Origin of the sequence: Actinomadura madurae, assembly GCF_900115095.1 — a bacterium.
Lineage (GTDB): Bacteria > Actinomycetota > Actinomycetes > Streptosporangiales > Streptosporangiaceae > Spirillospora > Spirillospora madurae.
This window is the reverse complement of sequence record NZ_FOVH01000001.1, coordinates 599,999-624,497: the sequence shown is the minus strand read 5'-3', so window position 1 is coordinate 624,497 and position 24,499 is coordinate 599,999. Positions and strand designations below refer to the sequence as shown.

The 24,499-nt window shown below is 72.6% G+C and carries 23 protein-coding genes and 2 riboswitches; of the genes, 10 read left to right on the top strand and 13 right to left on the bottom strand.

Annotated features, from left to right (window positions below; all coding sequences use genetic code 11):
* Window positions 1-6 precede the first annotated feature (6 nt).
* Entirely contained in the window at window positions 7-1,056 is a 1,050-nt protein-coding gene (gene trpD / locus BM339_RS02990; RefSeq protein WP_021597600.1) for an anthranilate phosphoribosyltransferase, read from the top strand.
* Here the strand turns inward: trpD and BM339_RS02985 are convergent, their stop codons facing one another.
* From BM339_RS02985 to BM339_RS02970, 4 genes are read right to left on the bottom strand one after another with little or no spacing between them, the layout of a single operon-like run.
* Window positions 1,057-1,866 (bottom strand): ABC transporter permease, encoded by an 810-nt coding sequence (locus BM339_RS02985; RefSeq protein ID WP_075019820.1) that lies wholly within the window; start codon window positions 1,864-1,866, stop codon window positions 1,057-1,059.
* Window positions 1,866-2,780 (bottom strand): ABC transporter permease, encoded by a 915-nt coding sequence (locus BM339_RS02980; protein ID WP_021597602.1) that lies wholly within the window; start codon window positions 2,778-2,780, stop codon window positions 1,866-1,868. The genes BM339_RS02985 and BM339_RS02980 overlap by 1 nt, the downstream gene beginning before the upstream one ends.
* Complete coding sequence (locus BM339_RS02975) at window positions 2,777-3,985, bottom strand: ABC transporter substrate-binding protein (protein WP_021597603.1); 1,209 nt, start codon at window positions 3,983-3,985, stop codon at window positions 2,777-2,779. Before BM339_RS02975 ends, BM339_RS02980 begins: the two co-directional genes overlap by 4 nt.
* Window positions 3,986-4,029: 44 nt before the next feature.
* Entirely contained in the window at window positions 4,030-5,067 is a 1,038-nt protein-coding gene (locus tag BM339_RS02970; RefSeq protein WP_024936753.1) for an ABC transporter ATP-binding protein, read from the bottom strand.
* 78 nt (window positions 5,068-5,145) lie between these two features.
* Between BM339_RS02970 and BM339_RS02965 the strand changes: the two genes are divergently transcribed.
* Together BM339_RS02965 and BM339_RS02960 are read left to right on the top strand one after the other, a co-directional pair.
* Window positions 5,146-5,862: a FadR/GntR family transcriptional regulator gene (locus BM339_RS02965; RefSeq protein ID WP_075019819.1), complete on the top strand. Its 717-nt coding sequence runs from the start codon at window positions 5,146-5,148 to the stop codon at window positions 5,860-5,862.
* 16 nt (window positions 5,863-5,878) lie between these two features.
* On the top strand, window positions 5,879-6,574 hold the full coding sequence (locus tag BM339_RS02960; protein ID WP_021597606.1) for a PDC sensor domain-containing protein: 696 nt from the start codon (window positions 5,879-5,881) through the stop codon (window positions 6,572-6,574).
* A gap of 61 nt (window positions 6,575-6,635) precedes the next feature.
* Here the strand turns inward: BM339_RS02960 and BM339_RS02955 are convergent, their stop codons facing one another.
* The 3 genes from BM339_RS02955 to BM339_RS02945 are packed head-to-tail and all read right to left on the bottom strand — an operon-like array spanning window position 6,636 to window position 9,536.
* Window positions 6,636-6,923: an Lrp/AsnC family transcriptional regulator gene (locus tag BM339_RS02955; protein ID WP_021597607.1), complete on the bottom strand. Its 288-nt coding sequence runs from the start codon at window positions 6,921-6,923 to the stop codon at window positions 6,636-6,638.
* 53 nt (window positions 6,924-6,976) lie between these two features.
* A complete protein-coding gene (locus tag BM339_RS02950; protein WP_021597608.1) occupies window positions 6,977-7,726 on the bottom strand; it encodes a rhomboid family intramembrane serine protease in 750 nt (249 codons plus the stop codon).
* Window positions 7,727-7,730: 4 nt separating this feature from the next.
* Window positions 7,731-9,536: a DEDD exonuclease domain-containing protein gene (locus BM339_RS02945; RefSeq protein WP_075019818.1), complete on the bottom strand. Its 1,806-nt coding sequence runs from the start codon at window positions 9,534-9,536 to the stop codon at window positions 7,731-7,733.
* A 95-nt stretch (window positions 9,537-9,631) separates the two neighbouring features.
* On the opposite strand from BM339_RS02945, the gene BM339_RS02940 reads away from it, so the two are divergent.
* From BM339_RS02940 to BM339_RS02920, 5 genes are all read left to right on the top strand, one after another.
* Window positions 9,632-11,044, top strand: a complete 1,413-nt coding sequence (locus BM339_RS02940; protein WP_024936556.1) for an NYN domain-containing protein — start codon at window positions 9,632-9,634, stop codon at window positions 11,042-11,044.
* 276 nt (window positions 11,045-11,320) lie between these two features.
* Window positions 11,321-12,262, top strand: coding sequence for a C40 family peptidase (locus BM339_RS02935; protein ID WP_021599987.1), 942 nt, complete (start codon window positions 11,321-11,323; stop codon window positions 12,260-12,262).
* A 502-nt stretch (window positions 12,263-12,764) separates the two neighbouring features.
* A riboswitch (cyclic di-AMP (ydaO/yuaA leader) is annotated at window positions 12,765-12,961 on the top strand.
* 176 nt (window positions 12,962-13,137) lie between these two features.
* A riboswitch (cyclic di-AMP (ydaO/yuaA leader) is annotated at window positions 13,138-13,272 on the top strand.
* 10 nt (window positions 13,273-13,282) lie between these two features.
* The gene (locus BM339_RS02930; protein ID WP_256255186.1) at window positions 13,283-14,110 is read left to right on the top strand and encodes a CHAP domain-containing protein; all 828 of its coding nucleotides are present in this window, start codon (window positions 13,283-13,285) and stop codon (window positions 14,108-14,110) included.
* Window positions 14,111-14,160: 50 nt separating this feature from the next.
* Window positions 14,161-15,483, top strand: a complete 1,323-nt coding sequence (locus tag BM339_RS02925; protein ID WP_177287610.1) for a hypothetical protein — start codon at window positions 14,161-14,163, stop codon at window positions 15,481-15,483.
* Entirely contained in the window at window positions 15,480-16,901 is a 1,422-nt protein-coding gene (locus BM339_RS02920; RefSeq protein ID WP_021599304.1) for a M48 family metallopeptidase, read from the top strand. Before BM339_RS02925 ends, BM339_RS02920 begins: the two co-directional genes overlap by 4 nt.
* Before the next feature lie 28 nt (window positions 16,902-16,929).
* Here BM339_RS02920 and BM339_RS02915 read toward each other — a convergent pair whose 3' ends face one another.
* The 4 genes from BM339_RS02915 to ctaC form a co-directional block, all read right to left on the bottom strand.
* Window positions 16,930-18,216, bottom strand: coding sequence for a L,D-transpeptidase (locus tag BM339_RS02915; RefSeq protein ID WP_021599303.1), 1,287 nt, complete (start codon window positions 18,214-18,216; stop codon window positions 16,930-16,932).
* Between the two features lie 133 nt (window positions 18,217-18,349).
* Entirely contained in the window at window positions 18,350-18,760 is a 411-nt protein-coding gene (locus tag BM339_RS02910; protein WP_021599302.1) for a cytochrome c oxidase subunit 4, read from the bottom strand.
* 3 nt (window positions 18,761-18,763) lie between these two features.
* On the bottom strand, window positions 18,764-20,431 hold the full coding sequence (gene ctaD, locus BM339_RS02905) for an aa3-type cytochrome oxidase subunit I (RefSeq protein ID WP_021599301.1): 1,668 nt from the start codon (window positions 20,429-20,431) through the stop codon (window positions 18,764-18,766).
* Complete coding sequence (ctaC, locus tag BM339_RS02900) at window positions 20,428-21,219, bottom strand: aa3-type cytochrome oxidase subunit II (protein ID WP_052357951.1); 792 nt, start codon at window positions 21,217-21,219, stop codon at window positions 20,428-20,430. The genes ctaD and ctaC overlap by 4 nt, the downstream gene beginning before the upstream one ends.
* A 163-nt stretch (window positions 21,220-21,382) precedes the next feature.
* Here ctaC and BM339_RS02895 point away from each other — a divergent pair, with 163 nt between their 5' ends.
* Window positions 21,383-22,561 carry a cysteine desulfurase family protein gene (locus BM339_RS02895; protein WP_075019815.1) on the top strand — a complete coding sequence of 393 codons (1,179 nt, stop codon included), beginning with the start codon at window positions 21,383-21,385 and terminating at the stop codon, window positions 22,559-22,561.
* A complete protein-coding gene (locus BM339_RS50570) occupies window positions 22,558-22,866 on the top strand; it encodes a sulfurtransferase TusA family protein (RefSeq protein WP_021599831.1) in 309 nt (102 codons plus the stop codon). The genes BM339_RS02895 and BM339_RS50570 overlap by 4 nt, the downstream gene beginning before the upstream one ends.
* Window positions 22,867-22,925: 59 nt before the next feature.
* Here the strand turns inward: BM339_RS50570 and BM339_RS02885 are convergent, their stop codons facing one another.
* Both BM339_RS02885 and BM339_RS02880 read right to left on the bottom strand, forming a co-directional pair.
* Window positions 22,926-23,912, bottom strand: a complete 987-nt coding sequence (locus BM339_RS02885; protein ID WP_021599832.1) for a carbohydrate kinase family protein — start codon at window positions 23,910-23,912, stop codon at window positions 22,926-22,928.
* A gap of 193 nt (window positions 23,913-24,105) precedes the next feature.
* Complete coding sequence (locus tag BM339_RS02880; protein WP_075019814.1) at window positions 24,106-24,468, bottom strand: HesB/IscA family protein; 363 nt, start codon at window positions 24,466-24,468, stop codon at window positions 24,106-24,108.
* Window positions 24,469-24,499 lie beyond the last annotated feature (31 nt).

Sequence of the window (24,499 nt, the reverse complement as noted above, 5' to 3'; positions counted from 1 at the left end):
GGACCCATGGACGCGCGCACCACCTGGCCCGCACTGCTCAACGCCCTCGTGTCGGGCGAATCGCTGTCCAGCGAGGAGACCTCCTGGGCCATGAACAGCATCATGGCCGGGGAGGCCACCGACGCGCAGATCGCGGGCTTCGCGGTCGCGCTGCGCGCCAAGGGCGAGACGGTGGAGGAGGTCACCGGCCTCGCCGAGGGCATGATGGACAACGCCACCCGCATCGCCGTGCCGGGGCCGATCGCCGACCTCGTCGGGACGGGCGGCGACCGCGCCCACACCGTCAACGTCTCCACGATGGCCGCGGTGGTCGCGGCGGCGGCGGGCGTCCGGGTCGTCAAGCACGGCAACCGGGCCGCGTCGTCCTCGTGCGGCGCCGCCGACCTGCTGGAGCACCTCGGCGTCGCCATCGACCTGCCCCCGGAGGCCACCGCGCGGGTCGCCGATGAGGTCGGCATCACGTTCTGCTTCGCGCCCCTGTACCACCCGGCGCTCAAGTACGCCTCGCGCACCCGCAGCGAGCTCGGCACGCCCACGGTCTTCAACTTCCTCGGGCCGCTGACGAACCCGGCGCGCCCCGCCGCCCAGGCCGTCGGGGTGTTCCACCCGCGGATGGCGGGCGTGATGGCGGGCGTGTTCGCGGCGCGCGGCTGCTCGTCCCTGGTGTTCCGCGGCGACGACGGGCTGGACGAGCTGACCACCACCGGCACCTCGACGGTGTGGGTCGTCCGCGACGGGACGGCCACGGAGACGACGTTCGACCCGGCCGACCTCGGCATACCGCCGGCGAAGCCGGAGGACCTGCGCGGCGCCGACGCGGCCTTCAACGGGCGGGTGGCGCGCGAGACGTTCGCCGGGGGGCCGGGACCCGTCCGCGACATGGTGCTGCTGAACGCCGCCGCCCTCATCACCGCCTACGACGGCACGCCGGCCCCGGACGAGCTGACCGCGCGGCTGCGCGGCGCCTACGAGCGTGCCGCCGCCGCGGTCGACTCCGGCTCCGCCGGCACCCTCCTGGACCGCTGGATCGACGCCTCCCAGAGCCTGCGGCCCTAGTCACGTGACGCTGCGGGCTCCCGACGACACGCGCTGGGCGATGTAGATCGGGACGACCGAGAGCACGATCAGGGCCGCCGCCAGGACGTTGACGACGGGGGCCTGGTTGGGGCGGAACAGGTTGCTGAAGATCCAGATCGGCAGGGTCTGCGCGCCCGGCCCGGCGGTGAACGTGGTCACGATGATCTCGTCGAAGGACAGCGCGAACGACAGCAGGCCGCCGGCGACCATCGCCGAGCGCAGCGCCGGGACCGTCACGTACCAGAACGTCTGGAACGTGTCGGCGCCGAGGTCGGCGGACGCCTCCTCCAGGCTGGTGCCGGTCCGGCGGAGCCGCGCGAGCACGTTGTTGTAGATGGTCACGACGCAGAACGTCGCGTGCCCGACGATGACGGTGAACAGGCCCAGGCCGATGCCGAGCGGCTGGAGCACGACCTGGAAGGCGTTGCTCAGCGCGATGCCGGTGACGATGCCGGGCAGCGCGATCGGCAAGACGACCACCAGCGACACCGTCTCCCGCCCGAAGAACCGGTACCGCGACACCGCGAACGCCGCCATCGTGCCGAGGACGAGCGCGATGGCCGTCGCGCCGAGCCCGGCCTTGACGCTGGTGAGGACGGCCTGCCGGGCGCCCTCGTTGTCCAGCGCCTGCGACCACCACCGACCGGTGATCCCGGTGGGCGGCCAGCCGAACGTCCGGTCGGCGTTGACGGAGTTGACCAGCACGACCAGCAGCGGCACGTAGATGACGGCGAGGCCGAGGGCCATCAGGGCGCGCAGCGCGGCGCGCGTGGCCGGCGAGAAGATCATCACAGCTCCCTGAGCGCGCCGGTGCGGCGGGCCGCGGCGAGGTAGCCGAGCATCACCACCACCGGGATCGTGGCGACCGCGGCGGCGAACGGCAGGTTGTTGGCGGCGCCGATGTTGTCGTAGACGACGTTGCCGAGCAGCTGGCTCCGGCCGCCGACGATCTTCACGGTGATGTAGTCGCCGAGCGACAGCGAGAACGTGAAGATCGACCCGGCCACCAGCGACGGGAAGACCAGCGGCAGTATGACGGACCGGAACGTGCGCAGCGGCCGGGCGCCGAGGTCGCCGGACGCGTCCAGCAGTGAGTCCGGGAGCCGCTCCAGGCCCGTGTAGACGGGCAGGATCATGTACGGCAGCCAGAGGTAGGACAGGACGAGCACGGTCGCCGGGAGGCCGTACCCGGGGCTGGAGAGCCCGAGCGGCCCGAGCACCTCGTCGACGATGCCGCCCTGCGACAGCATCACCCGCCACGCGTAGGCCTTGACGAGGTAGGCGGCCCACAGCGGGGCCAGGATCGCGATCATCAGGTACGGCCGGTGCCGCGGCCTGGCGACCTTGGCCATGTACAGCGCCATCGGGAAGCCGATCACGGCGTCGATGGCGGTGACGGCGACCGCGACGCCGAGGCTGCGCAGTGCGACCGTCCGGTAGACCGGCTCGTCCAGGAGGGTCTGGAAGTTGGCGAGCGTGAACCGCCGGACGACCTCGCCGGTGAAGACGTCGGTCGACCAGAACGCGGTCAGGAAGATCGCGGCGAGGGCGCCGAGGTAGACGACGACCAGCCAGGCGAGCGGCGCGGACAGCAGCAGCGACAGCCGCAGCCGCGGCCGGCGGTGCAGCAGGGCCGCCGCCCGGCGCCGGGGTCCCGGCGCCGGGCGGCCGTCCGCTCCGCCCTTCCGGGCGGGGGCGGTCATCCCTTGATCGTGGTCCACGCCTGGGTCCACTTGGAGTAGTCGACGCACGTGACGTTCTTGCGCCCGTCGAGGCACTGCGCGATCGGCGTCGTCCAGAAGTGCACCTTGGAGAAGTAGGTCTCGTCGGTGGCGTGGAAGATGTCGCAGTGGTCCTTGGCCGCGGTCTCCCCGCACGCCTTGGCGTTGGCCGGCGCCTCACCGAACCACTCGGCGACCTGCGCGTTCACCTTCGGCGACACGATCCAGTCCAGCCATTTGTAGGCGCAGTTGGGGTGCTTGGCCTTCGCGCCCACCATCCAGGTGTCCGACCAGCCGGTGGAGCCCTCCTTGGGCAGCGTCACCTTGACCGGCGCCTTCTCGGCCTCGGCGAGGTTGGCGATGACCTGCCACGTCGTCCCGAGGACGGAGTCGCCGCTCTTGAACGCCTGGACCTCCTTGGTGTAGTCCGACCAGTACTCGCCGACCAGCCCCTTCTGGGTCTTCAGCAACCCGACGGCCGCGTCGAACTGCTTCTGGTCGAGCGCGTACGGGTTCTTGATGCCGAGCTCGGGCTTGGACGCCATCAGGTAGAGGGCGGCGTCGGCGATGTAGATGGGCGAGTCGTACGCGGTGACCTTGCCCTTGTACGGGGAGTTCGCGTCGAACACCGCGCCCCACGAGTCGGGCGCGGTCTTCACCTTGTCGGTGCGCCACATCAGCAGGTTGGCGCCCCGGCCGTGCGGGATGCCGTAGGAGACGCCGTTCACCGAGTTCCACGGCTTCATCTTCAGGCCCGCGAAGACGTCGGCGTAGTTCGGGACGAGCCCGGTGTTCACGGGCGCGACCGTGCCGGAGGCGATCAGCCGCAGCGAGGCGTCGCCGGACGCGGAGACCGCGTCGTACTCGCCGGTCTTCATCAGCGTCACCATCTCGTCGGACGTCCCGGCGACCTTGGTGTTGACCTTGCAGCCGGTCTGCTTCTCGAACGGGGTGACCCAGTCCACCTTCGGGTCGTTCGAGCCGTCCTCGGCGTAGCCGGCCCAGGCGACCAGGTTGACCTGGCCCTCACCGGCGCCGAGCGACTGCCGCATCGGGACCTTGGGGACGGTGAAGCCGCCCTGGCCGGCACCGCTCGCCTTGTCGCCCGAGTCGCCGCCGCAGGCGGCGGCCGTCAGTCCGATCGCCAGCGTCGCCGCGGCGGCGAGCGCCATGCGCGTGGACCACATGGGGAACTCCTTATTTGGGGGATTTGGAGGTTCTTGCGGGTGATTCAGGAAGCGGGCGCCGGCGCGGTGCCGGCGCCCGCCACGTGGAACTCGTGCGCCTCATGCCAGCCGACGCGGACGCGCGCGCCGCGGTGGGCCATCACGTCCATGGAGGAGGTGCGCAGGTTCTGCTGGAGCGCCGTGACCCGGTCCCCCGACTCCAGGTCGATGACGAACCGGGTCACGGCGCCCGCGTAGACGACCTCGGCGACGGTGCCGAACGCCTCCCGGTCCCCCGTGCCCGGCCCGTCCGGCGGCTCCGGCCCGCCGTCCGCGAGGCCGACGTGGATCTTCTCCGGCCGGACGCAGACGTCGCCGATGCGGTTGGACGTCCCGACGAAGCCCGCCACGAACTCGGTGGCGGGACGCTCGTAGACCTCGGCGGGGGTGCCGACCTGCTGGATCCGGCCGCGGTCGAGGACCGCGACCCGGTCGCTGAGGGTCAGCGCCTCCTCCTGGTCGTGGGTGACGAACACGAACGTGATGCCGGCCCGCCGCTGGATGCTCTTCAGCTCGACCTGCATCTCCTCGCGCAGCTTCAGGTCGAGCGCGCCGAGCGGCTCGTCCAGCAGCAGCACCTTCGGCTCGTTGACCAGCGCGCGGGCGAGCGCGACCCGCTGGCGCTGGCCGCCCGACAGCTCGGCCGGACGGCGCGACTCCATGCCGCCGAGCCGGACGCTGCGCAGTGCCTCCAGCGCCCGTTCACGGCGCCTGGCCTTCGGCACCCGCCGCACCTTGAGGCCGTACTCGACGTTGCGGAGCACGTCCAGGTGCGGGAAGAGCGCGTAGTCCTGGAACACGGTGTTGACGTCGCGGTCGAACGGGGCGAGCCCCGTCACGTCCGCGCCGCCGAGCTCGATCGTCCCGGCGGTGGGCCGCTCGAAACCCGCGATGAGCCGCAGCACGGTCGTCTTCCCGGACCCCGAGGGGCCGAGCATCGAGAAGAACTCGCCGTCCCCGATGTCGAGGTCGACGCCCGCCACCGCATCGACGGCACCGAAGGTCTTGCGCAGATCGCGGATCCTCACCGCTGAAGCCGGCATGAACGGAAACATATGGAGTCATAGGTTTTAGTTCAAGTGATGTTCCGGTATCACTGTGTGAACACCGGGAGGGGGCCCATGGACGACGCGCACCTTGTCGTGTTCGCTCCCGTCGACAACACCGCACGGGTGCACGCGGTCGTACGGCGGCTCACCGACGCGATAGGGCTCGGCCTGCTCGGGGACGGCGAGCAGCTGCCGAGCGAGACCGACCTCGCGGCCTATCTCGGTGTATCCACGGTCACACTACGCGAAGCGCTGATGGCCTTGCGTCAGCAGGGGCTCATCGAGACGCGCCGGGGACGGGGCGGCGGCAGCTTCGTCCGGGCCCCTGCCAGGCCCTTCGACCTTGAGGAAAGGCTGCGTTCGCTCAGCGCTGAAGAGCTCCGCGACCTCGGCGACCACTACGCCGCCATCGCCGGGGCCGCCGCCCGCCTGGCCGCGGCCCGGTCGCTGCCCGGCGACGTCCGGCGGCTGCGCCGCACGCTGGAGGAGATGGCGGGCACCGGGGCCGGCGACGGCATGTGCCGGCTGGAGGGCCGGCTGCACCTGGAGGTCGCGGCCGCGTCCCAGTCGGGCCGGCTCACCCGCGAGGAGATCCGGCTGCAGGCCGAGATCGGGCCGCTGGTCTGGGCCGTGCACGACCTGCCGGACCGGCGCGGCCGCGTCGACGCCGAGCACGCCGGCATCGTGGCCGCCATCGAGGACGCCGACGAGGCCCGGGCCCGCGATGTAGCTGAAAGTCACGTCTTGAATGCGGTAGAACGTCTGATTGAACGACGGCTCGCACTCTGACCCCGAGGGGGACCCCATGCCCGCCGAGCCACCGGCGATCGGCGCGGCCGCGGCACACGTCCGCGCGACCCTGGACGGCGTCTTCGAGACCGTGACCCTGGTACGCGACGCGACGGCCCGGTGCCTGGAGGACGTCCGCCGCGGTGGCCGCGCCCCCGTCCGCGCCGATCTCGCCGAGCTGCGCCCGCTGCTGGCCGCGCACCTCGGCCTGCTCATCTGCGGCATCGGGTTCATCGCCGCACCCCAGCTGCTCGCCGACGCCGCCTGGTACCTGGAATGGTGGCAGGCCGGCCCCGCGGGGAGCCCCGTCCAGCTGCTGCGGGACCTGAACCCCGAGAGCAACGCCCTGTACGACTACACCGAGTGGGAGTGGTTCACCGGCCCGGAGAGCGGCGCCGAGCGGACCGTCTGCGGACCCTACGTCGACTACCTGTGCAGCGACGAGTACGTCCTCACCCTGTCGGCGCCCGTGCTCGTCGCGGGCGCCTTCGCCGGCGTCGCCGCGGCCGACGTGTTCGCCCGGACGTTCGAGAACGAGGTGGTCCCGGCGCTGCGCGAGATCCCCGCGCCCGCGTTCGTCGTCAACGCCCCGGGCCGCGTGATGGCGTCCAACACCGCCAGCTGGCCCCCCGGCGCCGTCTACCGGGGAGGCCGCGGCTACGCGGCCCGCCCGTGCAGCGCCGACGGCGTCGGGCTCGTGGTCGCGCGGTGAGCGGACGGCCCGGCGCCGGCCGATCGGCGTCGTCCGGCCGGCGCGGGTTGAGCGGCCTTCGCTAGTCGGCGTCGGGCAGGCCGAGGGAGAAGGCCTGCTCCAGGTCGTGCTGGGAGTAGGTGCGGAACGCGACGTGCGTCTCGGTGCCGACGATGCCGGGGACCTTGTTCAGCCGGCCCGGGATGATGTCGTTCAGCTCCTCGTGGCGGCGCACCCGGACCATCGCCATGAGGTCGTGGTCGCCGGTGATGGAGTAGACCTCGCTGACGCCGTCCAGCGCGGCGATCGTCTCGGCCACCTCGTGGATGCGCGCGACGTCGGCCTTGACGAACACGATCGCAGTGACCACTGCACCCTCCCTGAGATCGGACCCTCCGACCCTACCGGGGGGCGGGCGGCCGCTCAGCCGCGGCTGAGCGCGGCCAGGCGGCGGGCCGGGCCGGCGCGGCGGGCGAGGAGCGCGAACACCAGGCCGGCCACGAAGCCGTAGATGTGCGCGGTGTAGGCCACGTTGCTCTCCTCGTCGCCCAGCGACAGCCACTGCAGGACGAACCAGTACCCGAGCACCACCCACACCGGCAGCCGGATGAAGATGATCGGCGGCACCCAGCTGACGACGCGGCCCCGCGGGTTGAGGATCACGTAGGCGCCCATCACGCCGGCGATCGCGCCGGACGCGCCGATGAGCGGGACGGTGGAGTCGGGCGAGGTCCAGGCGAACCCGTAGACGGCGACGAGCCCGAACAGCAGGTAGCTGAGCAGGAAGCGCCATCGCCCGAGCCGGTCCTCGACGCCCATGCCCACGACGAACAGGAACACCAGGTTGCCCAGCAGGTGCAGCGCGCCGGAGTGCAGGAACATCGAGGTGAACGCCGCCGTCCAGGGCGCCTTGTCGAAGGACGCGGGCCCGCAGTCGTTCACGACCTCCGACGGCAGGGGCTGCTTGTCGCCTGTGGTCAGCTCCTTCGGCACGGCGCCGTACTCGAAGGTGAAGTGCGTCGCCTTGCACTCGCGGACGGAGCCCTCGCCGTACCAGGCGGCGAAGTTGGACATCGGCGTGAGCAGGAAGACGACCACATTGACCGCGATCAGCAGGTACGTCACCCACGGGACGCGCCGGGCCGGCTGGCTGTCGTACAGAGGCAGTGCCACGTCGTCACCTTAGTGGGCGGCCAGCCCCGCGACGGGACGTCTCCCGCCGCTCGTAGCCGGTGTCGTAGGCACGGTCGATCCACTCGCGCAGCCCCTCGGCGCCGTGCGCCGGGCACGTCCACGCCCCGTCGACCTCGACCAGCCGGACGCCGGGGAGGTCGAGCCAGCGCAGCACGCACTCCATCTCCTCGGCGGTGGCGCCGGCCGACGGCGGCGCGCCGAGCGCGACGCCGCCGGGCGCCTCGCCCGCGGGCGGGAACACCGTCTCGGCGGTCGCGATGAGCGCGTCGACGTAGGGGCGGGGGCGGGCGTGCGGCGGGACGGTCCCCGCCGCGGCGAGCCGGCCGTACCGCACGACCGACAGCTCCCACCCGCCGTCGAAGGCGGGGCGGGCCGCCACCAGCTCGGGGAGCCGGGCGAGCGCGGCGAGCCGCTGCCCGCGCGCCGCGGCGCGGACGAACGCGGCGAGCCGGTCGCGCTGGGCGGCGGCCTCCTCGTAGCGCAGCTCGGACGCGAGCCGGTCGATGCGGACCTGCGCGGCGGCCACCACGGGACGCACGTCGCCCTCCATGATCGAGCGGGCCGTCCCGGCGTGCACGGCGTAGGCGTCGGCGGACTCGCGGCCGTCGCACGGCGCGCCGCAGCGCCCGATCTCGGCGAGCGCGCACACGCGTGCCGTGCCGCGCTCGATCAGCCGGAGCGTCAGCCGCTGCGTGCACTGCCGCAGCGGGACGGCCTCGTGCAGCGCCGCGCGGGCCTCCTCGGCCTGCCGGCGCGAGGAGATCGGCCCGAGGTAGCGGGCGCCGTCGGCGCGGCACTCGCGGACGATGGACAGCCGCGGGAACGGCTCCACGGTCAGCTTGAGCCAGATCGCCCGCTCGGGGAACTTGGAGCGGCGGTTGTAGCGCGGCTTGTGCTCGGCGATGAGCCGCAGCTCGCGGACCTCGGCCTCCAGCCCGGTGGCGCACTCGATCGTGCGGACGTTCTCGGCGAGCCCGACCATCTCGCGGACCCGCCACCGCGTCTCGGACCCGGTGAAGTAGTTGCGCACCCGCGAGCGCAGGTCGCCGCTCTTGCCGACGTACAGGACCTCGCCGGCGTCGTCCTCGAACAGGTAGACGCCGGGGGCGGACGGGACGTCGTCGGCGAGGTGGCGCTTGCGCCGCTGCTCCGGCGTGGGGGCCTTGGCGAAGCCGCGCATCTCCTCCAGCGAGGTGACGCCGAACGAGCCGATCCGCTCGATGAGGCCGTGCAGCACCTCGACGGTGGCGCGGGCGTCGGCGAGGGCCCGGTGCGTCGGCTCGTGGGACGTCCGGAAGAAGCGGGCCAGCGTGCCGAGCTTGCAGTTGGGCACCTCGTCGCGGGACAGCACGCGCCGCGCCAGGTCGACGGTGTCGACGACGGGGAACGCGGGCCAGGCGTAGCCGTGCGCGGCGCAGGCGGCCTTGAGGAACCCGATGTCGAACGAGGCGTTGTGCGCGACGAGCACGCAGCCGCGCGCGAACTCCAGGAAGGCCGGCAGCACCGACTCGATCGGCGGGGCGGCCGTCACCATCGCCGTGGTGATGCCGGTCAGCGCGGTGATGAACGGCGGGACGGGCCCGCCCGGGTCGACCAGCGTGCCGAGCTCGCCGAGCTCCTCCCCGCCGCGCACCTTGACCGCGCCGATCTCGGTGATGGCCGAGTCCGCGGCCGAGCCGCCGGTGGTCTCCAGGTCGACCACGACGAAGGTGACCTCGTGCAGCGGGGTGCCGAGGTCGTCCAGGGTGCCCTGTACACCGGCCCCCTGAACGCCGTGCGCAGCCGTCATGAGCGCGACCGTAGAGGACCCCACCGACAGAACCGCGTGCCGCTAGGGTTGAGGTGCGCCGGCGCGTCACGCGTCCGCCCTGGTTAGGGCATTGGGTGCTCGGGAAACACACAGGCCACCGGCGGCCCGGAAGGAGCGGGATCATCGACAGCGGCCCCGAAGCGACTTCCGGCGGCGAGGCGCCCGAGCCGTCCGGTGCCGAGCGGCTGCGCCGGCCGATGCCCGAGGCCGTGCGGCAGGGGGTGGTGGAGGTCGCCGCCGACCTGATCGGGACGCTGCCGGCCGAGGAGGTCCCCGCGCCGCTGCGCCGGTTCGCGCGGTTCGAGCGGCGCAAGCGCGCCAAGCTGGCGGGCCAGCACATCGCCGCGATGCTGGAGAAGGACGCGGGGTTCCGGCGGCGGGTCGCCGGGCCGCTGCGCGAGGCGCAGGCCGATCTCGCCGAGGCGGTCGAGGACGGCGACGTGCCGCCGGCCGCCGACCCGGTGCGGGTCGCGGTGCTGGGCTACCTCCTGCGTCCCGCGGGCTGGACCGGGCTCGTGGAGGCCGCGCGCGAGGAGCTGGAGCGGTCCGCCACCGCGTCGGAGGAGGAGGCCGCCGAGCGCCGCGTCGCCGCGCTCAAGCAGGAGCTGGCCGCCGCCCGCGCCGCCCGCGGCGCCGAGCTGGACAAGCTGCGCGGGGAGCTGCGCGAGACCAAGGCCGAGGTGGCGGAGCTGCGCCGCAAGCTGCACGAGGCGCGCACGCGGTTCCGGGCGGCGGAGGAGCGCGCGGACGCGGTCGCGGCGGAGGCCGGCCGCGAGCTGGCCGCCGCGCGCGAGTCGACCGCCGCGTCCGAGAAGGAGCTGCGCAGGCTGCGCGCCCGGACCGCGCAGGCGGAGGCCGCGGCCGAGGCGGCCAAGCGGGCGGCGCGCGAGGGGCGCAACGTCGACGACGTCCGGCTGCGGATGCTCCTCGACGCGCTCGTGGACGCGGCGCAGGGCGTCCGCCGGGAGCTGGCCCTGCCCTCCACGATCGGCCGCCCCGCCGACGCGGTGGGCGGGCTGGAGCCGGACCGCCCGGCGCACCGCGCGCTGCCGGGCCGGGCGCTGTCGGACAACGACCCGCAGCTCCTGGACCGGCTGCTGACGCTGCCGCAGGTGCACCTGGTGGTGGACGGCTACAACGTCACCAAGACCGGGTACGGGGAGCTGCCGCTGTCGGACCAGCGCAGCCGGCTGCTGTCCGGGCTCGGCGGCCTCGCCGCGCAGACCCGGGCGGAGGTGACGTGCGTGTTCGACGGCGCGGAGCTGGACGCGCCGGTGGCGATCGCGGCGCCGCGCGGCGTCCGGGTGCTGTTCAGCCGCCCGGGGCAGACGGCGGACGAGCTGATCGGGGAGCTGGTGCGGGCGGAGCCGCCGGGCCGTTCGGTGGTCGTGGTGTCGTCCGACCGGGAGGTGGCCGACGCGGCGCGCCGCGCGGAGGCGCGGCCGTGCCCGTCCTCGCTGCTGCTGCGCAGGCTGGGCCGGTCATAAGGTCCCCATAAGCCTCTCATAAGGGAAGCCTCGCACTAAGTGATCATGACGTCACGAAAAGTGGACACTCTTCGCAGATGTCAATCAAAGAGTGACGAATCGGTTGTGACGGCTGTTGCCCGTCGCTAATGTCGTCCGCTGACGTCGTCGACGAGAGGGGCGAGACCGACCGTGGCCAATGATCTCATCGGGGTACCAGCGCGCGGGCGTGACCGGAGGGGCGGCTCGGCGATTCGGGGCACCTCCCGCCGCCTGGCGGCCGTCGCCTGCCTGACCGTGACGGCCTCCCTTACCTACGCCCCGGTGGTGGCGCACGCAGACCCCAAGCCGACCCGGGCGCAGGTCCAGAAGAAGCTCGACAAGCTCGGCGAGCAGATGGACCACAAGGTCGAGCAGTTCAACCAGCTCAACGAGAAGCTGAAGATCGCCAAGAAGAAGTACGAGAGCGCGACCAAGGCGAGCAAGCAGGAGCAGGCGACCTTCGAGGAGCAGCGCACCGCGATCGCCAAGATGGCCGCCGCCGCCTACAAGAACGGCGACTCCGCGGACGTGACCGGCTTCGTCGGCAGCAACGACCCGCAGGCCATCCTCGACCAGGCGGCCGTCTTCTCGCACCTGTCGCAGGAGCGCAGCTCCCAGCTCACCCAGTTCCTCGCCACCGCCCAGCGGCTGCGCCGCGAGGAGGCGCAGGCCAAGGCGGCCTACGACGACGTGAAGGCGAAGACCAAGGAGCTGAGGGAGCAGAAGCAGAAGCTCGACAAGGAGGTCGCGAAGCAGAAGGCGCTGCTGCGGCGGCTCGGCGGCGGAACCTCCTCGGGCGGCGGCGGTGGCGGCATCGGCGGCACCTACACCGGGCCCGCGAGCGGCTCGGCCCGCACGGCGCTCAACTTCGCCTACGCCCAGCTCGGCAAGCCCTACTCCTACGGCGCCGAGGGGCCGAACTCCTACGACTGCTCCGGCCTGACCATGAAGGCGTGGGGGGCCGCGGGCGTCAGCATCACCCGGACCACCAACTCCCAGTACGCCGCGACCAAGCGCGTCGCCAAGAGCGCCCTCCAGGAGGGCGACCTGGTGTTCTTCAACAGCCTCGGCCACGTGGGCATCTACGTGGGCGGCGGCAAGATGATCCACGCTCCCCGCACCGGCAAGAACGTCGAGATCGTGAGCATCACCTCGGGCTACTACCTGAGCAACTACTACGGCGCCGGGCGCCCCTGACCCCGCGCCCTCCGGGCCCGCCGCGGCGGCGCACCGGAGCCTCCACCGACAACGGACCAGGCTTGACCTGGTCCGTTGTTGATTTTGGGGGGGTTTGCCTTCTGTTGGGGCTTTGGTACCTTGTCACCACTCACGGCGCCCTCCAGGCGCCATGGCCCCGCGGCGCCCACCAGGCGCTTCGGTCCCACGCGGCGCATCCAGCCGCCGCGTGACGGCGGCGCGAGCCACGCGTCGCTCCCCCCGAGGACGGCGCGCTCCACGCGTCGTCCGGCGGCACCCGAGAGTGCCGCGGCGGTCTCCACGCGAGACCCGGCCGTTCCCGTTCCCCCGTGCGCACGCCCGCAGCGTGCATGGCGCTGAGAGCGCTGCCACGGCGGTGTCCGCGGGCGGCCCCCGGACGGCCCCCGGCGACGGGCCGCCGTCCGCAGCACAACACACAGGCGCCGCGCGTTCGCACGCGGGAGACAGGTCCCGCGCCGGGCCCCATATCGCCCCCAGGATCGCAGCGGCAGCGCCGAGTCCGCCTCAGCGCGGAACCGGGGACCCACGCCGGCGGGGTCCGGGAACCCTCCCGGACGAGTCCGGCACCCGGGGTGAATCGGTGCGTCTCTTCCGGCCCCGTTCCGGTGGAGCCCGCCGTAGGGCCACTTCCACGCCCGAACCCGTCAGCTAACCCGGTAGGCGTCTGGAAGAAGCGAAGGAGTGAGTTCCGCAGCATCACCTGGGCGTGGCCGCCCATCGTGCGGCCACGCCCCACTTCCCCCTGCTCTCCGCGGGCACCCGCGCCGACGCGCGCCGCCGGGCCCGCGGCCCCCCATCCGAACCGGCGCGCCCGCCCCCGGGGGCGCCACCGCCGAGTCCGCGGACCGCCGTGCCCCCATGCGCGGCCGACGCGGAACCGGGGACCCATCACGTCCTCATCGGGGTGAATCGGCCTGCCCGCGGGCCGTAGGGCGGCTTCCACGCCCGAACCCGTCAGCTAACCCGGTAGGCGGCATGGAAGTCGAGGAGAACCCCCGCGTGCCAGGCGCACACCGCAAGAAGACCCCGGGCAGGCATCGCAAGGTGAGCTCCCTGCCCCTCACCGGGCGGACGACCGGCGGCCTCATCGTCGGCGCCGCCGTGCTCGGCACCGCCGCCGCCACCGCGCAGGCGTCGGTCCTGCCGTTCGGATCCGCCCCCGCCGCGTCCACCTCGGCGGACGCCCCGGGCAAGAAGCCCCCCGGCGGCTCGTCGAAGGACTCGTCCAAGGACGGGGCCAGGAAGGCCGCCAAGAACGCCCCGGGGAAGAGCGTGCCGAAGAAGCCGGCCGCGAAGGCGCCCGGGAAGCCGTCCGCGAAGCCCTCCGGCGCGTCGCGGCCGACCGCCGCCGAGGCCATCGAGCTCGCACGCTCCCAGGTGGGCGTCGAGGAGGACCGCGGCGGCGAGACCAAGTTCCAGAAGTGGTACATGGGCACGTCGCGCGCGAAGGAGACGCTCGCGCGCGACGGCGGCTCCCTCGCCGGCTACGGCGACGCGAACTGGTGCGACATGTTCGTCTCCTGGGTGGGCGAGCAGATCGGCTTCGGCGACCAGATCGGCAGCGACGCCTGGACGGTCGCGCACGCCCGCTGGTTCAAGGAGCACGGCCGCTGGGGCACCGAGCCGCGTCCCGGCGCGATCGTCTTCTACGCCTGGGACGGCGGCAAGGACGTCACCGACATCCGGCACGTCGGCATGGTGATCAAGAAGATCGACGCCGGCGCCATCGAGGCGGTCGAGGGCAACACCGGCAACGCCGTGCAGATCAAGAAGCGGTCGGCCGACGACGTCGTCGGCTACGGCTACCCCGGCTACCGGTCCTCATGACACGGTCCTCATGACACGGCCCTTACCACCGGCTGCATAGGATCGCCCGCGTGGAGGAGCGCGCCGAGCGGACCGGGCCCGTGACGCGCCGCAGGGCCCTCGCCCTGGGCGCGAGCGGGGCCGCCGTGATGCTCGCCGGGGGCGCCGGCCTGCTCGCCCCGCCGTCCGGCGGCGGGACGCCCCGCGCCGATCCGTCCGGGGCCGGGACGCCCGCCGCCGGGACGTTCGGCGCGGCCGGGGCGCTCGACCCGGCCGCGGCCGCCGCCGTCCTCGCCAACCGCGCCCGGGCCGTGCGCGACGGCGACCGCATGGCGTTCCTCGCCACCGTGGGCGACGCGCCCGCCGAGTTCCGGGACGCCCAGTCGCGCATGTACGACAACCTCCGGGCGCTTCCGCTGGAGGGATGGCGCGAGCGCGTCGCCGGCACCCAGGCCATGAACACGGGGGCCATGAACACCGGGGCCATGGACGAGGAGCACGCCATCGTCCGCGTCGAGGTGCGCTACCGGCTGCGCGGCTTCGACCGGGGCGAGGTGGCCCGCACCCGCTACCTCGCGCTGGCCCCGCGCGGCGGGACGTGGACGATCGCCGGCGACGGGACGTCCCGCGGGCTGACCGACGACGCCGACATCTGGGACGCGGGCCCGCTCGCCGTCGCCCGGGGCCGGGCCGCCCTCGTCATCGGCGATGCCGCCGGCCTCCGCGGCATCGCGGCCCGGCTGGACGCCGCCGTGCCGGACGTCACCGGAGTCGTCGGCGCGGGCTGGGCGCGGCGCGTGGTCGCGCTCGTCCCCGCCGACCCGGGCCTGGCCTCCGCGCTCGCCGGCCCCGGGCAGAACCTCGGCCAGATCGCGGCCCTCGCCACGGTCGCCCCGGCGCCCTCGTCCGGGGGCCGGGGCGAGGACCGCATCGTCGTCTCCCCCACCGCCTTCGGCAGGCTCAACGACCTCGGCCGCACGGTCGTCCTGACGCACGAGCTGACCCACGTCGCCACCGGCGGCGCCCGCGACCGCAGGACGCCGCTCTGGCTCATCGAGGGCTTCGCGGACTACGTCGGCTACCGGCACGTCGAGATCGGCGTCCGCGCGGCGGCCGGCGAGCTGCGCCGCGAGGTCGCGGCCGGGCGGGTGCCCGCCGCCCTGCCCGGGGCCGCCGCCTTCGCCGGCGGCTCCCCGCGCCTCTCCCAGGCCTACCAGGAGGCCTGGCTCGCCTGCCGGATGGTCGCCGGACGGTACGGTGAGGCGACGCTCGTGCGGCTCTACCGGGCCGCCGGGCACGCCTCGGAGGCCGCCGCGCTGCGGGACGTGCTCGGCCTCACCCGGGAGCGCTTCACCGGCATGTGGCGCGACTACGTGAAGAAGGAGCTCACGTGAGCGATACGGAGACCGGCGAGGGCGCCGCGCGCGAGAGCCGGGCCGCCGGCGGCACCGGGGCACCGGACGGCTCCCGCCCGCCCCGGATCGCCGCGGCCGTCACCGGCGGCGTCCTGTTCGCCGCCGTCGCCGCCGTCCTCGCGCTGACGACGCCCTGGAACCCGCTGCCGGGGCACGTCCCCGGCGGGCACGCGAAGGCCGACCCCGCGCTGGACTTCACCTCCGCCGAGATCGCCCGCTCGAAGGCGTTCGACTCGGCCCTCGCCCCGCCCGCCTACGCCGGGCTCGTCACCGGCCTCGCGCTGATCCTCGTCCTCGGCCTCACCCCGCTGGGCGCCCGCTTCATCGGCTGGGCCACCTCCCGCACCGGCCGCCGGCCGCTGCGCATCGTCATCGCCACCGCCGCGGTCACCACCCTCCTGCGCGTCGCGGGGCTCCCCTTCGACGTCTGGCACGAGTCGGTGCTGCGCCGCTACGGGCTGTCCACGCAGAGCTGGCCTTCGTGGCTGGTGGACCAGCTGAAGTCCCTCGGCCTCACCTGGATCATCTACACGGTCGCCCTGCTGCTGCTGTACGCGCTGATCCGCCGCTTCCCGCGCTACTGGTGGACGGGCGCCGCCGCGGGCGGCTTCCTCCTCGTCGTCCTGGTGTCGTTCATCTACCCGGTCGCCGTCGAGCCGGTCTTCAACAAGTTCCACTCGCTGCCGCAAGGGCGGTTGCGCACCGACCTGCTGGCGATGGCCGAGCGGGACGGCGTGCCCGTGAAGGACGTCCTCGTCGCGGACGCCTCCCGCCGGACCACGTCGCTGAACGCCTACGTGTCCGGGTTCGGCTCCACGCGGCGCATCGTGCTGTACGACACGCTGCTGAAGTCGCCGCCCGCGCGGATCGAGTCGATCGTCGGGCACGAACTGGGCCACGCCAAGCGCGACGACGTCCTGCACGGCACGCTGGTGGGCGCGCTGGGCATCGCCGGGGCGGTGTGCGTCCTGTACCTCCTGATGACCTCTCCGCGCCTCCTGCGGCGTGCCGGGCTCGATCCCGGCGGCACGGCCGGAGCCGGGGCCGCCGGGCCGGGAGGCACGTCCGGCTCCCGCGGCGGGGCGGCGGACCCGAGGTCCATCGCGCTCCTCCTCGCGCTCGTGACGGTGGGGACGCACCTCGCCGCCCCCGTCCAGAACCTCGTGAGCCGCCGCATCGAGGCGCGGGCCGACGTGCACGCCCTCGACCTCACGCGCGATCCGTCGACGTTCGTGTCGATGCAGCACGAGCTGTCCGTGCGCAACATCTCCGACCTGAACCCGGACGGCCTGGAGTACCTGCTGTGGCTAACGCACCCCTCCGGCCCCGACCGGATCGCCATGGCCCGGGACTGGTCGCGCATGCACCACGTCCAGGTCCCGCCGCCCCTGCGTTAGGGAGACACGGCGCTGGCGGGACGCCGCGTCAGTCGCCCTCGGCCCGCTGCTTCTCCGGGGCCTTGGCGCCGGCGCCCTGCTGCTGAGCGGACAGCGTCGCGGCGTCCCGGTGCGGAGCCGTCGTCACCGACCGCTTCAGCGCGCTGCCCTTCACCCAGTCCTTCCACTTGAGCTGCCAGTAGCCCCAGCCGTTCTCCGGCTCCAGCTCGCGGTTGCTCCCCGTCACCTTCACCGGGTCGCCCCGCTGGGCCAGCCTGTAGAACCACTTCGCGTTGGACGGGCTGATGTTGATGCACCCGTGGCTCACGTTGGTGTGCCCCTGGGAGCCCACCGACCACGGTGCGCTGTGGACGTACTCGCCGCTGTCGGAGATCCGCACGGCCTTGTAGACGGTGAGGCTGTAGTACCCGGGGCAGCCCGGACCGCAGCCCTCCCAGTCCGACGACATGATCGTGGGGTCCTCCTTGTCCATGGTCAGGTGGATCCCGTTGGTGGTGGTGTACTTGCGGACGCCGCCGCGGCCCATGCTGGTCGGAATGGTGCGGGCCTTCTTACCGTTGACCTTCACCACCATCTTGTGGCTGTCCTCGCCGGCCGTGGAAATGTGCGAGTCGCCGATCTTGAAGTCGAGGGCGTGGTTCTTTCCGCCGTAGACGTCCCCGCCGGTGCGGACGCCGCTGATGTGCGCCCGGAACGACACCTTCGTGTGCGCCGGCCAGTAGGCCTTGGGCCGGAACACGACCTCCTGGTCGCCGAACCAGTGCCAGGCGCCCTCGACGGTCTTGTCGGCCGTGACCTCCAGGCCGCGCTCCACCGCGGCCCGGTCCTTCACCTTCCGGTCGAAACGCATGATGATCGGCATCCCGACGCCGACGGTCTCCTTGTTGTAGGGCGCCTCCAGCGTGACGCGGTTCGTCTTCTTCACCCTGGCCGTGGAGAAGGCGCTGCGGACGGTGCGCGTCCGCCCGTCCTTGCCGAGCGCGGTCGCGTCGACCGTGTACGCCGTGCCCGGTTCGAGCGTCCAGCGGGACCGCCACCGCGTCCGCTCCGCGTTGAGGTCGCCCTCGACCGGGCGGCCCTTCGCCGTCACCGTCACGTTCTCGATCGTGCCGCGCGCCGCCTCGACGGCGATGGGGCTGTCGGGCCGCAGCTTCCCGCCGCCCCCGCCCGGCGACACCGCCAGCCGCACGGCCTCCCGGGCGGCCGGTTCGCCGCCCCCCGAACACGACGCGGCACCCGCCGCCAAGCCGGCGCCGACGAGCACGGCGGCGGTGCGCCGTCCCCGGTCGCCCGGTCCTGAGCCACCCACCCGCATATGGACCCCCCGGTCGTCCTCCTGGGCGATCGGTCCGCCCCCAGCCCGGTCGCTGGAAACGGCGCCCAGTATTCGAAAGGGCCGGTACCCGCAAAAAAGCGGACACCGGCCCCCGATGGGGTTCTTTTACTGATCAGTGGGCGAAATGACCCCGGTAGTACTCGAAGACCAGACCGATCACCGACAGAATGGCGGCGGCGGCGCCGAGAATGACCAGCCACCAGCCGAACACGACACCGAGCGCCACGCCCGCGGCCGACAGCCCGACGAACAGCGGCCACCAGCTGTGCGGGCTGAAGAAGCCCAGCTCGCCCGCCGCGTCCGCGATGTCGCCCTCCGGGTCGTCCTCGTACAGCGGCCCCGCGTTGGCGCGCTCGAGGCGCCGGACGGTGAAGTGGATGTAGAACCCGATGAGCCCGGCCAGGCCGACCGACAGCCCGAGCGCCGTCGTTCCCGTCCAGTCCTTCGACCAGAGCCAGTACACGACGTCGGTGGCGAGGAAGAAGACCGCGCACCCGTAGAACATGAACGCCTGGACGCGCATCGGCTACTCCCCCTTCGCCCCGGCCAGCTCGCCCTTGGCCCCCACGTGCGGGTGGTGCAGGTCGAACGCCGGCCGCTCGGAACGGATCTTCGGGATCGAGTTGAAGTTGTGCCGCGGCGGCGGGCAGGACGTCGCCCACTCCAGCGACGAGCCGTAGCCCCACGGGTCGTCGACCTCGACGCGCTTGCCCCGCTTCCACGTGATGTACACGTTGTAGAAGAACGGCAGCATCGAGGCGCCGAGCAGGAACGAGAAGACGGTGGAGACCTCGTTCATCCCCTGGAACTCGCTGGCGTAGTCGGCGTACCGGCGCGGCATGCCCGCGGCGCCCAGCCAGTGCTGGATCAGGAACGTGCCGTGGAAGCCGATGAACAGCATCCAGAAGTGGATCTTGCCGAGGGTGTCGTTCAGCATCTTGCCGGTCCACTTCGGCCACCAGAAGTAGAACCCGGCGAACATCGCGAACACCACGGTGCCGAAGACGACGTAGTGGAAGTGCGCCACCACGAAGTAGGAGTCCGACAGCTGGAAGTCCATCGGCGGCGACGCCAGGATGACGCCGGTGAGCCCGCCGAACAGGAACGTCACCAGGAAGCCCAGCGACCACAGCATCGGCGACTCGAACGTCAGCTGCCCTCGCCAGATCGTCCCCACCCAGTTGAAGAACTTCACCCCCGTGGGCACCGCGATGAGGAACGTCATGAAGGAGAAGAACGGCAGCAGCACCTGGCCGGTGACGAACATGTGGTGCGCCCACACGGTGATGGACAGGCCCGCGATGCTGATCGTCGCGAACACCAGGCCGATGTAGCCGAAGACGGGCTTGCGGCTGAACACCGGGAGGATCTCCGTCACGATGCCGAAGAAGGGCAGCGCGATGATGTAGACCTCCGGATGCCCGAAGAACCAGAACAGGTGCTGCCAGAGCAGCGCGCCCCCGTGCGCGGCGTCGAAGATGTGCGCGCCCAGTTTGCGGTCGGCCTCCAGGGCCAGCAGCGCCGCGGCGAGCACCGGGAAGGCCAGCAGCACGAGGATGGACGTCAGCAGGATGTTCCACGTGAAGATCGGCATCCGGAACATCGTCATGCCCGGCGCCCGCATGCACAGGATCGTCGTGATGAAGTTGACCGCGCCCATGATCGTGCCGAAGCCCGACATGGCGAGGCCCATCACCCACATGTCGCCGCCGACGCCCGGCGAGCGGACCGCGTCCGACAGCGGGGCGTAGGCGAACCAGCCGAAGCTCGCCGCGCCGCCCGGGGTCAGGAAGCCCGCGATGACGATCAGGCTGCCGAACAGGAACAGCCAGTACGCCAGCATGTTCATCCGCGGGAACGCCACGTCCGGCGCGCCGATCTGCAGCGGCATCACGACGTTGGCGAAGCCGGCGAACAGCGGCGTCGCGAACATCAGCAGCATGATCGTGCCGTGCATGGTGAACAGCTGGTTGAACTGCTCGTTGCTGACGACCTGCAGCCCCGGCTCGAACAGCTCGGCGCGCATGACCAGCGCGAGCACGCCGCCGAACAGGAACATCACGAACGAGGTGATCAGGTAGAGGTAGCCGATCACCTTGTGGTCGGTGGACGACATCCACGAGGCGAGGATGCGCCCCTTGCTCGTCCGCGGCGCGGCGAGCGGCGTGCTCGGAGCGTGACTCGTCGCGGTCACCTGGCACCTCCCGCGGCCAAAGCCTGCTTCGAATCGGCGATGTACTTGTCGAACTCCTGGGGCGTCACGACCTTCAGCTGGAACAGCATCCGGCTGTGGTCGACGCCGCACAGCTCGGCGCAGCGGCCCTCATAGGTGCCGAGCTTGTTCGCCGTGAACTCGAACTCGTTGTCGTAGCCCGGCATGACGTCCTTCTTGTAGATCAGCGCCGGGACCCAGAACGAGTGGATGACGTCGTTGGAGTGGAGCCGCACGCGCACCGTCTCACCCGAGGGGATCGTCATCACCGGCTTGGCGGGGGCGGGCCCGTTCGGGGCGACGGGCTGGCCGACGACGGAGGCGACCGTCTGCTCCTTGCCCGCGGCGTCCTTCTCCTTGTAGTCGAACTGCCAGCTCCACTGGAACGCCGTCACGTCCACGACCACCTGCGGGTTCTTGGTGGTCTTCTCGACGAAGTTCTCGTCGCGCGCGGTGAAGTAGAACAGGACCGCGATGATGACGAACGGGACCGCCGTGTAGAGGATCTCGATCGGCATGTTGTAGCGGACCTGCGGCGGCAGGTCGTCGGAGCGCTTGCGGTGGAACAGCACCGCCCAGATGATGAGGCCCCAGACGACGGCCCCGACCGCGAACGCCGCGATCCAGGAGCCCTGCCAGAGCTTCAGCATGCGCTCGCCCTGGACGCTGATCGGCTCGGGCATGCCCAGGCGGCTGCCGCTGCACGCGGTGGCGGACAGCGCCAGCAGCGCCAGCGCACCGGCGCTTCTCAATGCGCGGCGACTGCGCACAGGCGTACGCCGCTCCCTAGAGCGGGTCGGACTCACGGAATGCCTTCCCCACGGATGAAAGCCCGGTCGGCCGGGCGGTGAGATCAGTGTTTACACGTGTGGTGGACACCCTAGCGCGAGGGTCGCGCGAACCCCTGATCGGGTGCCCGGTTAGTGTTCTCGCGTGGCCCGACCGAGCACGCCGAGCGGCTACTTCGACGCCGCGTCCACCGAGCCGCCCCACCCGGCGGCCCGGTCCGCGCTGCTGGAGGCGATGGACGCGGCGTGGGCCGACCCCGCGCGGCTGTACGGCACGGCGCGCGCCACCCGGATGCTGCTCGACCGGGCCCGCGCGCGGGTGGCCGGCGTCCTGGGCTCCCGTCCCGACGAGGTGTCCTTCACCTCCTCGGGCACCCAGGCGGTGCACCTGGCGGTCCTCGGGGGGCTCCAGGCGCGCCGGCGCACCGGACGGCACCTCGTCGTGAGCGCCGTGGAGCACTCCAGCGTGCTCCACGCCGCCGAGATGAACGAGCGCGACGGCGGCGAGACCACCGTGGTCGGCGTCGACCGGGCGGGCCGCGTCGACCCCGCGGAGTTCGCCGCGGCGCTGCGCCCGGACACCGCGCTCGCCTGCCTGCAGTCGGCCAACCACGAGGTCGGCACCGTCCAGCCGGTCGCCGAGGCCGCGCGGGCGTGCCGCGCCGCCGGCGTGCCGCTGTTCGTGGACGCGGCGCAGTCCCTCGGCCGGGCGGACGTGCCGGGCGGCTGGTCGCTCCTCGCCGGAAGCGCCCACAAGTGGGGCGGGCCCGCGGGCGTCGGCGTGCTCGCCGTCCGCAAGGGAACCCGGTGGCGCTCGCCGCTGCCGGCCGACGAGCGGGAGGCGCGGCGCGTCCCCGGGTTCGAGAACGTCCCGGCCATCGTGGCGGCGGCGGCCGCGCTGGAGGCGTACCGTGCGGACATGGCGGCGGAGGCGCCGCGCATCTCCGCGCTGGTGGACCGCATCCGCACGGAGGTCCCGCGGGACGTCCCCGACGTCGAGGTGGCCGGCGACCCGGTGCGGCGGCTCCCGCACCTGGTGACGTTCTCGTGCCTGTACGTGGAGGGCGAGGCGCTGCTGACCGAACTGGACCGGCTGGGTTTCGCGGTTTCCTCCGGCAGCTCGTGCACGGCGGATACGCTGCGTCCAAGTCACGTGCTGGAGGCGATGGGAGTGATTACCCATGGGAACGTGCGGGTATCGCTGCCGCGGGGCGTCCGTTCGGAGGACGTCGGCCGGTTCCTCGCCGTGCTGCCCGATGCCGTCGCCCGCCTGCGCCGGACGACGATGAACACCTTCGAGACAGGGAGGCGGTCGCGCCCATGAGGTTCCGAGGCCGCGCCAAGGCAGGGCCGCCGCCCGGCGACGCCGCGCCGCCCCCCGCCGTGCCGGAGGGCCCGCCGCCGGTGCTGGTCATCGACGCGCTCGGCCGCAAGTGCCCCATCCCGATCATCATGCTGGCGGAGCGGATCCGCGAGGTGCCCGTCGGGCAGGTCGTGGCCGTCCTCGCCGACGACGCCGCCGCCCGCACCGACGTCCCCGCCTGGTGCCGCATGAAGTCGCAGGACTTCGTCCGGGAGGAGACCCTGCACCAGGGCGGCTGGGGCTTCCACATCCGCCGCACGTACTGAGCCGGCACGCCGGAGGGCCGCGCCGTCGTCCGGCGCGGCCCTCCGGCGTCGCGGTCCCGCTACGGGACCGGGCAGGACAGGTGGGGCTCGATGTCGGCGGCGGAGGAGGAGCCGTAGACCGCGCCGAAGCGGTCGAGGAACGCCTGGCGGCCGAGGGTGTACTCCTGCGGGCCGGCGGCCTCCAGGGCGTGCGCGGCGATGGCGTTGCCGACCTGGGCGGCGCGCTCCAGCGGCAGCTCCCACGCGGTCGCCGACAGGAAGCCGGCGCGGAAGGCGTCGCCGACGCCGGTCGGGTCGACGATGTTCTCGACGGGGACGCAGGGGACGTGCACGCCCTCCTCGCCCTCGCGGTCGATCACCACGCCCTTGGCGCCGAGGGTGGTGACGCGGACGCCGACGCGGGACAGGATCTCCTCGCCCGTCCAGCCGGTCTTCTCCTCGGCGAGGGCCTTCTCGTACTCGTTGCTGAACAGGTAGGCGGCGCCGTCGATGAGGCGGCGGACGTCGGCGCCGTCCATGCGGGCGAGCTGCTGGGACGGGTCGGCGGCGAACGGGATGCCGCGGGTGCGGCACTCGTCGGTGTGCCGGAGCATCGCCTCGGGGTCGTTGGGGCTGATCACGACGAGGTCGAGGCCGCCGACGCGGTCGGCGACCGGCCGCAGCTCGATGGAGCGGGCCTCGCTCATGGCGCCGGCGTAGAACGTGGCGATCTGGTTCTGGTCCTGGTCGGTGGTGCACAGGAACCGCGCGGTGTGGTGGATCTCGGAGACGTGCACCGACGCGGTGTCGACCGCGTGCCGTTCGAGCCAGGAGCGGTAGTCGGCGAAGTCGTCGCCCACGGAGCCGACGAGGATGGACTCCTTGCCGAGGCTGCCCATGCCGAAGCAGATGTTGGCGGCGATGCCGCCGCGGCGGATGTCCAGCTCGTCCACCAGGAAGGACAGCGACACCTGGTGCAGCTGGTCGGGCAGGAGCTGGTCGGTGAACCTTCCGGGGAAGGTCATCAGGTGGTCGGTCGCAATGGAACCGGTCACGGCGATGCGCACGGCGTCGCTCTCCTCGCGTGGTCGTCCGGCTGTTCACCGGCTGTTTCGAACCCGGGAAAGACTACTTGCCCATCGCACCACAGAACGCAACCCCTGCGCGGGCCCCTGACGGAAAGGGGCGGCGGGGCATGATGCCCCGCCGCCCCTGGCACGGATCAGCCGGCCGCCGCGGGCGGCCGGTCACCGCGGACGATCAGTTGAAGGAGTCGCCGCAGGCACAGGAGCCCGAGGCGTTGGGGTTGTCGATCGTGAAGCCCTGCTTCTCGATCGAGTCGACGAAGTCGATGGTGGCGCCGGTGAGGTAGGGCGCGCTCATCCGGTCGACGCGCACCGCGAGGCCGCCGAAGTCCTGGATCTGGTCCCCGTCCATCTCCCGCTCGTCGAAGAAGAGCTGGTAGATGAGGCCGGAGCAGCCGCCCGGCTGCACGGCGACACGCAGCGCAAGGTCATCGCGGCCCTCCTGCTCGAGCAGGCCCCTGGCCTTCTCGGCGGCGGCGTCGGTGAGGATGACGCCCTGCTGCGTGGTCTCCTGCGTGGTCTCGCCTGAAACCGTCATGTGTTCAGCTCCCGGGTCTCGCTGCGCCGCG

What these genes read in the sequence shown, in the direction of transcription:
- trpD (WP_021597600.1), top strand. Translation starts at nt 7, where the DNA reads ATGGACGCGCGCACCACCTGGCCCGCACTGCTCAACGCCCTCGTGTCG.
- BM339_RS02985 (WP_075019820.1), bottom strand. Translation starts at nt 1,866, where the DNA reads ATGATCTTCTCGCCGGCCACGCGCGCCGCGCTGCGCGCCCTGATGGCC.
- BM339_RS02980 (WP_021597602.1), bottom strand. Translation starts at nt 2,780, where the DNA reads ATGACCGCCCCCGCCCGGAAGGGCGGAGCGGACGGCCGCCCGGCGCCG.
- BM339_RS02975 (WP_021597603.1), bottom strand. Translation starts at nt 3,985, where the DNA reads ATGTGGTCCACGCGCATGGCGCTCGCCGCCGCGGCGACGCTGGCGATC.
- BM339_RS02970 (WP_024936753.1), bottom strand. Translation starts at nt 5,067, where the DNA reads ATGCCGGCTTCAGCGGTGAGGATCCGCGATCTGCGCAAGACCTTCGGT.
- BM339_RS02965 (WP_075019819.1), top strand. Translation starts at nt 5,146, where the DNA reads ATGGACGACGCGCACCTTGTCGTGTTCGCTCCCGTCGACAACACCGCA.
- BM339_RS02960 (WP_021597606.1), top strand. Translation starts at nt 5,879, where the DNA reads ATGCCCGCCGAGCCACCGGCGATCGGCGCGGCCGCGGCACACGTCCGC.
- BM339_RS02945 (WP_075019818.1), bottom strand. Translation starts at nt 9,536, where the DNA reads ATGACGGCTGCGCACGGCGTTCAGGGGGCCGGTGTACAGGGCACCCTG.
- BM339_RS02915 (WP_021599303.1), bottom strand. Translation starts at nt 18,216, where the DNA reads ATGCGGGTGGGTGGCTCAGGACCGGGCGACCGGGGACGGCGCACCGCC.
- BM339_RS02910 (WP_021599302.1), bottom strand. Translation starts at nt 18,760, where the DNA reads ATGCGCGTCCAGGCGTTCATGTTCTACGGGTGCGCGGTCTTCTTCCTC.
- BM339_RS50570 (WP_021599831.1), top strand. Translation starts at nt 22,558, where the DNA reads ATGAGGTTCCGAGGCCGCGCCAAGGCAGGGCCGCCGCCCGGCGACGCC.
- BM339_RS02880 (WP_075019814.1), bottom strand. Translation starts at nt 24,468, where the DNA reads ATGACGGTTTCAGGCGAGACCACGCAGGAGACCACGCAGCAGGGCGTC.